The organism is Acinetobacter sp. WY4 (assembly GCF_018438165.1).
GTDB lineage: Bacteria > Pseudomonadota > Gammaproteobacteria > Pseudomonadales > Moraxellaceae > Acinetobacter.
The window spans coordinates 1,281,454-1,294,284 of the sequence record NZ_CP053947.1 but is presented as its reverse complement, the minus strand read 5'-3'; the positions used below and the strand labels follow the sequence as shown (position 1 = coordinate 1,294,284).

The window sequence follows — 12,831 nt, the reverse complement described above, 5'->3', positions numbered from 1 at the left end:
GAGCGAACTATATGTCATCGAATCAGCGCATTTACTGGATATCGATGCTTAAAAAAAATGAATTGAATCATGAGATGTACGCCATCTCGATAAGGTATTTGCCGCATTAAACCACTTTCAAATAAGGCCTGTCATTTATGTATCAAAGCCCGAAATTTCCATTCGTGAGATCGACCTTGTCCTGCCTGATTGCTTGCGTAGGTCAGAATATTTATGCAGAAAATGACACACAAGAAGTCCAAAGGTTAGACACCATTGTTATTCAAGCGACCCGTACCGATCGGGAGCGATTGACCACACCGGCGTCAGTGTATTATCTGAATCAAGAACAAGATAACAGCATGAATGTGAACCTTTCGGAAACATTAAAAGGCGTTCCGGGATTACAGTTAAATAATCGTGAAAACTATGCCCAAGACCTGCAAATTTCAATGCGGGGCTTTGGTGCGCGCTCCAGTTTCGGTGTGCGTGGTGTGCGTTTATATGTAGATGGAATCCCTGCAACAATGCCGGATGGGCAGGGGCAAACCTCGAATATTGATTTAAACAGTCTGGATCATATTGAAGTATTGGGTGGTGCATTTTCATCGCTCTATGGCAACTCTTCGGGGGGAACGATTTTAACCACCACGCGAGAGGGGCAAGGTGCTGACTCGATTGAGCTGGGGCATACTGCAGGTAGTCAAAATAAAGGGCAGACCAAGCTGGTTTTACAAGGCGGTTCAGAGAATGCCGATGAACCAGCTTATATCATCAGCTCATCTTATTTTGATACCAATGGTTACCGTGACCACAGCAGTGCACATAAAGTTCTAAATAATGCCAAGCTGACCTGGGATCTGGAAGATGGCAGTAAAATTAACTGGGTCAATAACTACGTCAAAATTGAAGCAGATGATCCAGGTGGTTTAACTCGTCCACAATGGGAAGCCAATCCGAAGCAAGTGGTTGGTAATGTCACCAAATACAATGCTCGTAAAGAAATTGAACAACTGCAAACAGGTTTGACCTGGAATAAGCCGATCAATGACCAGCATGAACTGTATGGCATGGCCTACTGGGGACAGCGCGCAGTCACGCAATATCAGTCGATTCCAAAGTGTGCATATGAAGAAAATACTGATATTTGTAAACCTAATACAGTTCAACTAGCCCGAAATCATCCCGGTGGTGTCATTGATTTTGACCGTAATTTTTATGGGACAGATTTACGCTGGACGGGTAAAGATATTCTACCAAATACTAAACTGATTGCAGGTGTCGCCGTAGATGCCATGACCGAAGACCGTAAAGGCTATCAAAACTTTTTAGGTGATCGCTTGGGAGTCAAAGGCGAACTGCGTCGAGATGAAGATAATACCCTGTGGAATTTAGATCCGTATTTGCAAGCTTCTTATCATTTTGCTCCCGATTGGACTTTAGATGCCGGCCTGCGCTATAGCAATGTGCATTTTAAATCAGAAGATCATTATATTACTGATGTGAATGGTGATAATTCAGGTAAAACCACTTATGATAAATTATTACCATCCATGGCCTTAAGCTGGCAGATTTTACCTGAGCTGATGACTTATGCCAGTTATGCACAAGGCTTTGAAACGCCCACCTTTACCGAAATGTCTTATCCTGCAAATACTGCAGAACACCGGAGCTTTAGTTTAAAAGCAGCAGAAAGTGAAACGTATGAACTTGGCTTAAAATCTGCTAATCGTTTCGGTGATTTTACTGCTGCAGTATTCCATACCACGACTCAGGATGACATTGTTTCTGCAGGTAATGACAATGGTCGCTCTACTTTCCGTAATGCAGATCAAACTTTAAGAGAAGGTATTGAACTCTCCTGGAATAAAAGTTTATGGCGTGATCTCACTGCTCAAGCCAGCTATAGCTATATAGATGCAACTTTTGATGCTGATATTCCTGAAATTTTAAATCAGAATGGCAATATTGCAGTGTCGAGAGTTGAATCAGGAAACTATATTCCCGGTATTGCCAAAAATCAGGCATTTTTAAGTCTGGGCTGGAAACCTGAAAATGGTTTGAGTGCAGGTTTGGATGTACGTTATTCAGATCGAATTTATGTCAATGATACCAATACTGAATATGCACCCAGCTATACTGTTGCTGGTGCCAATGTTGGCTATAAATGGAATATGAAAGACTGGTCTGTCAAAACTTTTGCACGTGTCGATAATCTTTTTGATAAAGACTATTCAGGTTCAGTGATTGTCAATGAAAGCAATAGTCGTTTCTATGAACCAGCAGAAGGGCGAAACTGGAGTGCGGGTTTGAGCGTGACAAAAGAGTTTTAATTGAAATGATTTGTGGCTGCTAAATTTTCAAAATAAAAAATCCCGCTTTTAAAGCGGGATTTTAAATATTGAGGTTTTAAAAAGATGAATCGAAGCAGTCTGGAAAATACTAGATTGTTTTCTGATTTACCCGCTTTGATAATTCCTCAGCACTTTAGACTCGTTCAGAATATCGATCGGTGAGATCAGCAGACTGACCGCGGGTGAGGAGGGTGAACTTGTAAAGTTTCTCCATCAGAAGTTGTTTTAGATATTCTTTCTGCTCCGCAGTGCGCAGCGTTTAGCAATGAAGATGGGGAAATGATTATTGATGAAGCAGGGAAGCGGTTGAAATAAATCCCAGAATTGAAGACGATAAATCAGATCATAAAAAAGCCACCGCAAGGGTGGCTTTTTATTTAAAGTTAAAATCACAGATGTCGTGTCATTTTAAGCTAAACCTTACCAGCTTAACGCACCGCCAGTTTGGTAATCTGTTACGCGCGTCTCGAAGAAATTCTTCTCTTTACGCAAGTCCATCATCTCTGACATCCACTGGAACGGGTTATTCACACCAGCAAACTGTTCAGGCAAACCCAACTGCGCCAGACGACGGTTCGCAATAAACTTCAGGTATTCTTCCATCATGCCAGCGTTCATGCCAAGTACACCGCGTGGCATGGTGTCACGTGCGTATTCGATTTCCAGCATCGTACCTTCAAGAATCATCTGGATGATTTCTTCCTGGAATTCAGTGGTCCATAAACCTGGGTTTTCGATCTTGATCTGGTTGATCATGTCGATACCAAAGTTCAGGTGCATCGACTCGTCACGCAGGATGTACTGGAACTGCTCGGCAACACCATTCATCTTGTTACGACGGCCCATAGACAGGATCTGGCTGAAACCACAGTAGAAGAAAATACCTTCAAGAACACAGTAGAACGCTATCAGGTTGCGAAGCAGGATCTGGTCATTTTCAGGTGTGCCGGTTTTGAATGTAGGATCACTTAAAGACTGAGTATATTTCAGGCCCCACGCAGCTTTACGTGCAACTGACGGTACTTCACGGTACATGTTGAAGACTTCGCCTTCATCCATGCCTAGCGACTCGATACAGTACTGGTAAGCGTGTGTGTGAATCGCTTCTTCAAATGCCTGACGCAAGATGTACTGACGGCATTCAGGGTTGGTAATGTGACGGTAAATCGCCAGTACCAGATTGTTTGCAACCAGTGAATCGGCAGTCGAGAAGAAACCGAGTGAACGCATCACGATGGTACGTTCATCTTCAGTCAAGCCATTTTCAGACTTCCACAGCGCGATGTCGTGGTTCATGTTGACTTCTTGCGGCATCCAGTGGTTTGCACATCCGTCCAGATACTTCTGCCAAGCCCATTCGTATTTGAATGGAACAAGCTGGTTCAAGTCTGCACGACAGTTGATCATCGCCTTGTCGTCAACCTGTACACGCTGTGCACCCATTTCAAGCTCTTCAAGGCCTGGAGCAACATCAAGCTGCTCTAGGGAAGCAGATGCTCTTGCCAGCGAATCGGTTGGATTTGATCCTCGGTTTTGAGTGGCTCTAAGGGGTTGTGCAGCTGCCACATCCGGCGATGCGTTGCCTGCATCAGATACCATCTGTGAATTAGTCGCTTTTTGCGGCTCGACGGGCGCAGGCTGCTGTTCAGGTGCAGCCGGTTTTTGCGAATCATCTTCGAAATCGTCCCAACTTAGGATAGACATATCAATTCTCTCTACGTTGCTTTATATCTTTTATGAGACATTCAGCTTGGCTGAGATGTCTTACTATACGCTTAATTTGTGTAAGCAAAATTAAGTTTTGTTGATGAATGCTCTAGTTTTATACAGGAGCAATAATCCCCACTACTTATTTTGCTTACGCTGCTGGCGAACTTTGAGCCAGAAGTAAGCAATGGGTAAATAAAAGGTAATACCAAAGGAAATCAGCAATGCCGCAAGTCCTAACATGTAGTTATGAGTCATTGGAGGCATGATGGTGATTTCCTTTATTTTTATAGTTAGCCTATCAAATGATAGGCTGACTCAAATGAATAAAATATAGTGCGAACTTTGCTGCAAAATAAGGTATAGCTAGCACTATAGATAATTCCCAACTCTTTTTAAGAAGTCTTAAAAACTCTGTGAACATACAAGTGAGACAATTAAGCAAGCTATAGATGATTGGCAAATCTCTAAATCGCCAAAACCAAATAGCCGTAATCGCTACACTTACAAATCTTTGAAGAGACTTACGCTCTTCTCTGGTTAAATCAATTTTTCGACCAAAGATATCTTTTCTTTTTTTCATAATTCTTCCTTTCAGAAAAATTACGCTATACGTAGCCTAACGTTTAGAGAATTTCCAGAGAGGCCACGTGAGTAGCCTAATTTCTGAGTTCGATACCTTTAGTTAATTATTGACAAGCTTCACAATCAGGATTGTCAATTGAACATGCCATTGGCACTGGCGCCGCTTGAGCAAAACCTTCTTCCTCTGCAGGAGCTTCAGGTTTTTGCGCTTCAACGACAGGAGCTGCTGCTACAACAGGCGCCGCAACAGTTGCAGGTTTAACTGCGTTCAATGCGCCAGTGTTAATGGTTGATTTCTCAGCAGAAGTCGCACCCAATGCACGAAGGTAATAAGTCGTCTTAAGACCACGTAACCAAGCCATCTTGTAAGTGATGTCCAGTTTCTTACCGTTTGCACCAGCGATGTAAAGGTTAAGAGACTGAGCCTGATCGATCCATTTTTGACGACGTGATGCAGCATCCACGATCCAGCGTGTATCAACTTCAAATGCAGTCGCGAAAATGGCTTTAAGCTCTTCAGGAATACGGGAAATCTTCTGAACAGAACCTTCGAAGTGTTTCAGGTCGTTGACCATCACCGCATCCCAAAGACCACGTTCTTTCAACGCACGTACCAGGTACGGGTTGATCACAGTGAATTCACCAGACAAGTTAGATTTCACATATAAGTTCTGGAATGTAGGCTCAATAGATTGAGACACGCCACAAATGTTTGAAATCGTAGCAGTCGGAGCAATTGCCATCACGTTCGAGTTACGCATACCGTCTTTTTGAACTTTGGCACGTAAAGTGTCCCAGTCCAGACGTTGAGTGCGGTCGACTTCGAACATGCGTTCTGGACGAGTTTTCGCAACCAGATCAAGCGAGTGGATTGGTAGGATACCTTGATCCCACAATGAACCTTTGAATGTTTCGTATGTACCACGTTCAACAGCCAAATCGCTAGATGTTGAAATCGCGTAGTACGAAATCACTTCCATCGATTCATCAGCAAATTCAACCGCAGCATCAGAACCATACGCCAGGTTCATCTCATACAGTGCATCCTGGAAGCCCATGATACCCATACCAACCGGACGGTGTTTCAGGTTCGAGTTGCGCGCTTGCGGAACAGCGTAGTAGTTGATGTCGATCACGTTGTCGAGCATACGAACCGCAGTTTTAACTGTACGTGCCAGTTTTTCGCGATCAAGTACACCACCTTGAACGTGTTGTACCAGATTGATTGAACCCAAGTTACAAACTGCGATTTCTTCTTTGCTAGTGTTCAAAGTAATTTCTGTACACAAGTTAGAAGAATGAACTACACCAACGTGTTGTTGTGGTGAACGCAGGTTACATACGTCTTTGAATGTGATCCACGGGTGACCAGTTTCAAACAACATAGACAGCATTTTGCGCCACAAATCTTTTGCACGGATTTTCTTATGCAACATGTTTGTTTCTTTGGCAATCGCTTCGTAATGTGCATAACGCTCAGCGAATTCAGCACCCGTCAAATCATGCAGATCAGGCGTTTCAGAAGGCGTGAACAGTGTCCATTCCGCATCTTCGAATACACGTTGCATGAACAGGTCAGGAACCCAGTTCGCAGTGTTCATGTCGTGGGTACGACGACGGTCATCACCGGTGTTCTTACGCAATTCCAGGAATTCTTCGATGTCCAGGTGCCAGGTTTCAAGGTATGCACATACTGCACCTTTACGCTTACCACCCTGGTTCACCGCAACTGCGGTATCGTTCGCTACTTTCAGGAACGGAACAACACCTTGAGATTTACCGTTAGTGCCTTTGATGTATGAGTTCAAGGCACGAACTGGCGTCCAGTCATTACCTAAACCGCCTGCCCATTTAGACAGCATTGCGTTATCACGCATCGCGCCATAAATGTCATACAGGTCATCATCAATCGTGGTCAAGTAGCAGCTAGACAATTGTGGACGAAGCGTACCTGAGTTAAATAGGGTAGGCGTCGAAGCCATGTAGTCGAAGCTAGACAATAAGTTATAGAACTCAATCGCGCGATCTTCACGGTTTTCTTCATTGAGCGACAAGCCCATAGAAACACGCATAAAGAACAATTGCGGAAGTTCGAAACGTACGCCATCCGAATGGATGAAGTAACGGTCAAATAAAGTTTGAAGACCCAGGTAAGTAAACTGATTCGAGCGTTCCGGTTGAATCGCAGCAGCCAATTTCGCAAGGTCAAAGTTCAGCAATTCTGGAGAAAGCAGCTCAAGCTCAATCCCTTTTTTCAGGTAAGTTTCCAGCGCATCGCCTTCAACTGTATCTACAGGTAGACCCAGGAATTTCAAACCAGTCGCAACCAGGTCATCACGCAATAAACGTGCAGTCACATATGTATAGTTAGGCTCTTGCTCAATACGGGTACGGGTCGCCATCATCATCGTGGTTGAGATGTCCGACTCTTTTACGCCGTTGTACAAGTTTTTCACGGTCTCATCGACAATGGCTTGTACATCAATGCCTTCAAGGCCTTCTGCTGCTTTAGTAACATGCGCAGTTAAAGCACTTAAATCTAGTGGCTTGAGTTTGCCTTCAGCATCAGTAATTTGCAGGGTCGGGTGATGATGTGCGCCCAACTGTTTACGTGCTTCAGAACGTTGTTCACGGTAAATGACATAAGAGCGTGCAACTTTCTGTTCGCCCGTACGCATTAGCGCAAGTTCAACTTGGTCTTGAATTTCTTCAATATGAATCGTTCCGCCAGAAGGTAAACGACGTTTAAAGGTATTTAATACCATTTCCGTCAGTTGCTCGATACGATCATGGATCCGGCTCGAGTCAGCGCTTTGTTGGCCTTCAACCGCCAAAAACGCTTTACCAATTGCGACAGAAATTTTTTCTGCATCAAAAGCGGCAACATCACCGGTGCGTTTAATCACCTGAAGTTGACCAGGAGTTGAAGTGATTACGCTCATGTTAGCATAGCTCCATTGTCATCTATTTTTATGTTTATGGACCGTTTGAACTGGGCAAAATTCATGCCACAGTGTTTGAGGAATAAACACAAGACCTAGTGGTTTTAAAATTAATTGAACACAAGATACGGGAAAATTTAGGGTAGATCAATATTGACATTTAGCTAAATATTTTTCTTAAGTTGTGCTTTAATCCTTGTAAAAATATCGCTATTTTTATTGATTTTTGTATAAGCCTTATCAGGCAAGGCATAGCATAACAAAGTCAAAAGAAAGTGCTTATAGATAACACTGTGGATAACTAAAAAGTGCTGAATCAAGCAGTCATATTTTGTCCATGTAATAGTTGTGTAAATCGCAAATCAGATCTAAGCCACTGTTTCAAGCATAATTGTCCAAAAAATGCACGATAAAATATTACAAAATGCTATCTTGATGTATCAGTTTGGTGAACGCTATCTTGTTTACAATGTAAACGTGTGTATATTGCAAGCATATTAAAAACGTATCTATTGGATTTCAAAAGGATACGCCTATAGCGTAGATCCACCAAATAAGGGGCAATACATGAGCCAAGAAGAAAAGTTACCCAAGATTTTAATTGTTGAAGATGACGAGCGTCTTGCTCGTTTAACGCAAGAATACCTCATTCGTAACGGACTTGAGGTGGGGGTAGAGCCGGATGGTAACCGTGCCATTCGTCGGATTATTGCCGAGCAGCCAGATATGGTGGTGCTGGATGTAATGTTACCAGGTGCTGATGGCTTGACCATTTGCCGTGAAGTGCGTCCACATTATCATCAGCCGATTTTGATGTTGACTGCGCGTACTGAAGACATGGATCAGGTTTTAGGTCTGGAAATGGGTGCAGATGACTATGTCGCTAAGCCTGTTCAGCCGCGTGTATTGCTGGCACGTATTCGTGCATTATTGCGCCGTACTGATAAGGTACCTGAAGATGAAGTGGCACAGCGCATCGAATTTGATGATCTGGTCATCGACAACGGCGGTCGTTCAGTGACCTTAAATGGCGATCTGGTTGATTTTACCAGCGCAGAATATGACCTGTTATGGTTGCTTGCATCGAATGCTGGCCGTATTCTCTCTCGCGAAGATATTTTCGAGCGTTTACGTGGTATCGAATATGATGGCCAAGACCGTTCAATCGATGTGCGTATTTCTCGTATCCGTCCAAAAATCGGTGACGATCCAGAAAATCCGAAGCGTATTAAAACAGTACGTAGTAAGGGTTATCTTTTTGTTAAAGAGACCAATGGTCTTTAAGCAAATGTGGTTTGTTGCTTGAACAAGCAGGATAAATTATAGGTGTTTAAACACAGTATATTTTTGCGTATATACGCAGGACTCGTCATTCTTGTCGTCTTGGTGGCGGTGTTCGGCTATTTGTTGGTACAGATTATCAACTATCAGCGTGCGCAAGAATATCGCGAATCCCTGACTGATGGTATGGCATATATCATCAGTGAGGGGGTTGCACGCCAGCCAAATCTCCAGCAAAAAATGGATTGGGTTTCTGATGCCTCTGATTTGCTGGAATTGCCCATTCACTATGTAGAAGCCAGCAAGGTCGACATTACCCGTGCTGAAGGGCGCCGTATTGCCGAACGAAAAGCGGTGGTGCGTTGGGACGCTGAATCGGGTATTGCCTATATTGTAGTTGGGCTGCGCGATGACCCGGGTCATTACCTTTATATTAAGGCCGACAGCATTACTGAGCGCCAGATGAGGGCCTTACCGGTCTTTATCCTGGATTATCTGGTCTACTATCCAGGTCAGGAAAAAGAATACCTGGCTCGTATTCAGGATTATTTTTCTTATCCGGTTTCCATCGAAAACGTCCAGAATCTACCTTTAGACTCCGAGCAAATCGGACGTCTGCGTCTGGACCATAGCATCATTTTATACCGCGATAATGCCTCTATTCGTGGCACCACGATTTCAATTATTTCACCGATTCCTGGTTCGACTTCGCAAGTATTGGTCATGGGGCCGGTACCCTTGTTTAACTGGATGCCATTCCAGTTGGCGACCGGTATTACCTTATTAAGCCTTTTTGTGTTGAGTCTGGGTGTTTATGGTCTTCTGGTTCCGATGCAGCGTAAGTTGCGTGAAGTCAGCTATGCCTTAAACAAAATGAAATCGGGTAATATGTCATTGCGTCTTCCTGTGGAAGGCAGTGACGAGATGTCTACACTGGCGTCTAGCTATAATAATATGTCAGATCATATCCAGCGTTTGATCGAAGCGCAGCGTGAGTTGATGCGTGCGGTGTCGCATGAGTTGCGTACACCGGTGGCACGAATCCGCTTTGGTGTGGAAATGATGGCGGATGAAGATGACTACGATTATCGTCTGCAACAGGTGGAACAGATTGATAAAGATATTGAAGCGCTGAATACCTTGATTGATGAGATCATGACCTATGCCAAACTGGAACAGGGCATGCCGTCGATTGAGTTTGAGCAAATCGATCTGTATGACGTACTGAATCAGGTGGCACAAGAAACTGAAGCGCTGAAAACCCAGAAAATCATCGAATTACATCCAATGCCTGTTGCGGTCACAGTAGAGGCGGAGCGTCGTTATCTGCATCGTGTAATTCAGAATCTGGTCGGCAATGCTGTACGTTATTGCGATAATAAAATCTTGATTAGCGGCGGTCTGGATCAGGATGGTCAGGCCTATGTTTGCGTTGAAGATGACGGGCCGGGGATTCCAGAAATAGATCGTGCCCGCATTTTTGATGCCTTTGCCCGACTGGATGATAGCCGTACCCGTGCGTCGGGTGGTTATGGTTTAGGTTTGTCGATTGTCAGCCGGATTGCGTACTGGTTTGGTGGCACGATTCAGGTGGATCCAAGTCCGACGCTGGGTGGTGCGCGTTTTACCATGACCTGGCCGGCACAACGTTATGTCAAGAAGAGTAAGCGCAAAATGCTGGAAAAAAAGCCAGAGGAAGCGAGTGAACATTTAGCTTGATATTGTGTAAATGATTTTAGTCATAAAAAACGATGCATCGGCATCGTTTTTTATTAGGAGCGATTTTTATTCCTGAATGGTCGCATCAGGTTCAATGAGTGATTTACCCTCTTTTAAGCTTTGTAGCGCTTCAGAGTTAAAGTCGATCACCAGTTTGGTATTTTTCGCATCGACGTTATAACGCTGAATCAGTTTTTGGTCGCCTGATAAGGTTTCGACTTTATATTCGTCAGCGATATTCATAATGCCATCCAGATTGATGCTGGAAGAAGCATGGTCCTCTTGAAAAAGTGCATGGATGTCACGTAAGTCAAAAGCTGCCTGGCTTATGTTGGGATTTTTCTGGATGTAATTTTCTATATGGCGAACCAGTAATTGAGCAAATAAAAAATAATTAGGTCGATGGGAAAAGCGTAGAGACATGCAAGGATTCCTTATTGTTACTTTATTAATGTCATGATGTGGTTTAGAAATAGAAATAACATATTCTGAATCAGTCCGTTGAGCATGTTGCAAAAAGACACAATTGCCAATCCAAGATTACCAAGTAGCTGCAGGGGGTAAAGCAACAGTTAAATATAAAAAATCACATTAAATATCAAGTTAAATCAATTGGTTTGAAAGAAAAAATAGTTGTTAAAATAAGTTTTTATCCGATTTAACTTGGATTCAATAGTGAAAAAGACTATATCTAAATGGGTGGGCGAGAAAAGCAGCTCATCGATCAGCCTATTTTCTGGAAGTGCTCTTTATAGAAAAATTAATAGATAATTAAAATTTAATTTGGGAAAACGATTAAAACGAATTCTGAATGATTAAAGTCAAATTAAATGCTGAAATGTCTAAAAAATCATCCCAAAGACTAAGGCTTATAAACTAGCAAGTGAAATCCAAAATCAGGTACAATTGGCGGGATTAATTTTGTGTTTGGTGTATTTGAAGGCCAATACATACATTCTTTGTTAACAAATAGGCCTGCCAGGAGTTATCCCCGCATGAGTGCTATTACTCCATACGAATGGGCAATTATTGCCTTCGTGATCGGCGTTACATTTTTATGCGTCTTTATGCTGACTGTCCCATTACTCCTCGGGGGTAAATCATGGGGCCGTGCCAAGCAGGAGCAGTTTGAGTCAGGTGTAGTTAGCGCAGGTGGAGCTCGTATCCGCTTGTCTGCAAAGTTCTATTTAGTTGCAATTTTCTTCGTGGTGTTTGATTTAGAAGCACTTTATCTATATGCATGGGCGGTTTCTGTTCGTGAAGTAGGTTGGATTGGTTTTGCAACTGCAGCTATCTTTATCATAGTTTTACTTGTTGGTTTGATTTACGAATTATCGACAGGCGCACTCAATTGGGCACCTTCAGACAGACGTAAGGCAGCAGGAATTAAAGCTAAGATTGGTTCGCCAAATATGGATCTTGCAGAAATTACGCGCTTCAACTCGGTTGAAGAATTGGTGATGGATCCAACGGGTCAAATCCCGGCTCAATCATCTGGTTTTGTGAAAAAGTCACAAACTCAATTATCTGATAAGGAGTAAGACGGGATGAAATATACATTAACCCGTGCGAATCCGAATGCTGACCAATATCCACTTCAGGAACGTATTGTTGTAGAAGATCCGTTGCTAGAAGAGGAAGTGAATAAAAATGTATTCATGACTCGCTTAGAGGATGTGGTACATACAGCAGTCAACTGGGGTCGTAAAAACTCAGTTTGGCCATTTAACTTTGGTACATCTTGCTGCTACGTGGAATATGCAACGACCTTGACCGGCGTGCATGACTTGTCACGTTTTGGTGCCGAGGTTATCCGTGCTTCACCGCGTCAGGCGGACTTAATGATTGTGGCGGGTACATGCTTTGTGAAAATGGCGCCGGTAATTCAGCGTCTGTATGAACAGATGCTTGAACCGAAATGGGTCATTTCAATGGGTGCATGTGCCAACTCAGGTGGTATGTACGATATTTATTCAGTCGTACAAGGTGTGGATAAAATCATCCCGGTCGATGTGTATATTCCAGGTTGCCCACCACGTCCTGAAGCTTTGATTCAGGCATTGATGCTGTTGCAAGACCAGATTCAACTAGAGCGTCGTCCGCTTTCTGCGGTGATCGGTGATGATCTTAAGCCAGTGTATAAGCCAAAGATGATGCCGGAACGTGACCGTAAGAAAGACCAGCGTGTTGCTGTGAAAAATCTGCGCTCAATGGATGAAATTAAATAATTTAAACGACAGGTTGTTTTGTTGTGCACCCGCTAT

General features: G+C 43.3%; 10 protein-coding genes and 2 pseudogenes. 6 read left to right on the top strand and 6 right to left on the bottom strand.

The features are described 5' to 3' along the window. Positions 1-137 precede the first annotated feature (137 nt). Entirely contained in the window at positions 138-2,312 is a 2,175-nt protein-coding gene (locus tag G4D73_RS06125; RefSeq protein WP_213687600.1) for a TonB-dependent receptor, read from the top strand. A 154-nt stretch (positions 2,313-2,466) separates the two neighbouring features. Here G4D73_RS06125 and G4D73_RS06120 read toward each other — a convergent pair. Next, a pseudogene (locus G4D73_RS06120) lies at positions 2,467-2,550 on the bottom strand (arsenical resistance protein ArsH); the annotation flags it as partial. Here G4D73_RS06120 and G4D73_RS15700 point away from each other — a divergent pair. Then, a pseudogene (locus G4D73_RS15700) lies at positions 2,544-2,648 on the top strand (arsenate reductase (glutaredoxin)); the annotation flags it as partial. The pseudogenes G4D73_RS06120 and G4D73_RS15700 overlap by 7 nt on opposite strands. A 105-nt stretch (positions 2,649-2,753) precedes the next feature. Here the strand turns inward: G4D73_RS15700 and G4D73_RS06115 are convergent. The 4 genes from G4D73_RS06115 to G4D73_RS06105 all read right to left on the bottom strand — a co-directional run bounded on the left by G4D73_RS06115 (position 2,754) and on the right by G4D73_RS06105 (position 7,567). Beyond that, positions 2,754-4,037, bottom strand: a complete 1,284-nt coding sequence (locus G4D73_RS06115) for a ribonucleotide-diphosphate reductase subunit beta (RefSeq protein ID WP_004645882.1) — start codon at positions 4,035-4,037, stop codon at positions 2,754-2,756. A gap of 141 nt (positions 4,038-4,178) precedes the next feature. Beyond that, complete coding sequence (locus G4D73_RS15610; protein WP_266100017.1) at positions 4,179-4,307, bottom strand: hypothetical protein; 129 nt, start codon at positions 4,305-4,307, stop codon at positions 4,179-4,181. A gap of 34 nt (positions 4,308-4,341) precedes the next feature. Continuing rightward, positions 4,342-4,623, bottom strand: a complete 282-nt coding sequence (locus G4D73_RS06110) for a hypothetical protein (protein WP_005106197.1) — start codon at positions 4,621-4,623, stop codon at positions 4,342-4,344. Positions 4,624-4,729: 106 nt separating this feature from the next. Then, positions 4,730-7,567, bottom strand: coding sequence for a ribonucleoside-diphosphate reductase subunit alpha (locus tag G4D73_RS06105; protein ID WP_213687599.1), 2,838 nt, complete (start codon positions 7,565-7,567; stop codon positions 4,730-4,732). Between the two features lie 567 nt (positions 7,568-8,134). On the opposite strand from G4D73_RS06105, the gene bfmR reads away from it, so the two are divergent. Next, positions 8,135-8,851, top strand: a complete 717-nt coding sequence (bfmR, locus tag G4D73_RS06100) for a response regulator transcription factor BfmR (RefSeq protein WP_004280782.1) — start codon at positions 8,135-8,137, stop codon at positions 8,849-8,851. 42 nt (positions 8,852-8,893) lie between these two features. Continuing rightward, a complete protein-coding gene (gene bfmS / locus G4D73_RS06095) occupies positions 8,894-10,567 on the top strand; it encodes a sensor histidine kinase BfmS (protein WP_213687598.1) in 1,674 nt (557 codons plus the stop codon). Between the two features lie 66 nt (positions 10,568-10,633). Here the strand turns inward: bfmS and G4D73_RS06090 are convergent, their stop codons facing one another. Further along, positions 10,634-10,990, bottom strand: coding sequence for a hypothetical protein (locus tag G4D73_RS06090; protein WP_004645876.1), 357 nt, complete (start codon positions 10,988-10,990; stop codon positions 10,634-10,636). A 572-nt stretch (positions 10,991-11,562) separates the two neighbouring features. On the opposite strand from G4D73_RS06090, the gene ndhC reads away from it, so the two are divergent. Both ndhC and G4D73_RS06080 read left to right on the top strand, forming a co-directional pair. Further along, positions 11,563-12,108, top strand: coding sequence for an NADH-quinone oxidoreductase subunit A (ndhC, locus tag G4D73_RS06085; protein WP_044111083.1), 546 nt, complete (start codon positions 11,563-11,565; stop codon positions 12,106-12,108). 6 nt (positions 12,109-12,114) lie between these two features. Continuing rightward, on the top strand, positions 12,115-12,795 hold the full coding sequence (locus G4D73_RS06080; protein ID WP_004280778.1) for a NuoB/complex I 20 kDa subunit family protein: 681 nt from the start codon (positions 12,115-12,117) through the stop codon (positions 12,793-12,795). The last annotated feature ends 36 nt before the right edge of the window (positions 12,796-12,831 follow it).

Bases quoted from the DNA above. Each gene is read 5' to 3' on its own strand.
- G4D73_RS06115 (WP_004645882.1), bottom strand. From the start codon at position 4,037: ATGTCTATCCTAAGTTGGGACGATTTCGAAGATGATTCGCAAAAACCG.
- G4D73_RS06105 (WP_213687599.1), bottom strand. From the start codon at position 7,567: ATGAGCGTAATCACTTCAACTCCTGGTCAACTTCAGGTGATTAAACGC.
- G4D73_RS06125 (WP_213687600.1), top strand. From the start codon at position 138: ATGTATCAAAGCCCGAAATTTCCATTCGTGAGATCGACCTTGTCCTGC.
- ndhC (WP_044111083.1), top strand. From the start codon at position 11,563: ATGAGTGCTATTACTCCATACGAATGGGCAATTATTGCCTTCGTGATC.
- G4D73_RS06080 (WP_004280778.1), top strand. From the start codon at position 12,115: ATGAAATATACATTAACCCGTGCGAATCCGAATGCTGACCAATATCCA.
- bfmR (WP_004280782.1), top strand. From the start codon at position 8,135: ATGAGCCAAGAAGAAAAGTTACCCAAGATTTTAATTGTTGAAGATGAC.
- G4D73_RS06090 (WP_004645876.1), bottom strand. From the start codon at position 10,990: ATGTCTCTACGCTTTTCCCATCGACCTAATTATTTTTTATTTGCTCAA.
- G4D73_RS06110 (WP_005106197.1), bottom strand. From the start codon at position 4,623: ATGAAAAAAAGAAAAGATATCTTTGGTCGAAAAATTGATTTAACCAGA.
- G4D73_RS15610 (WP_266100017.1), bottom strand. From the start codon at position 4,307: ATGCCTCCAATGACTCATAACTACATGTTAGGACTTGCGGCATTGCTG.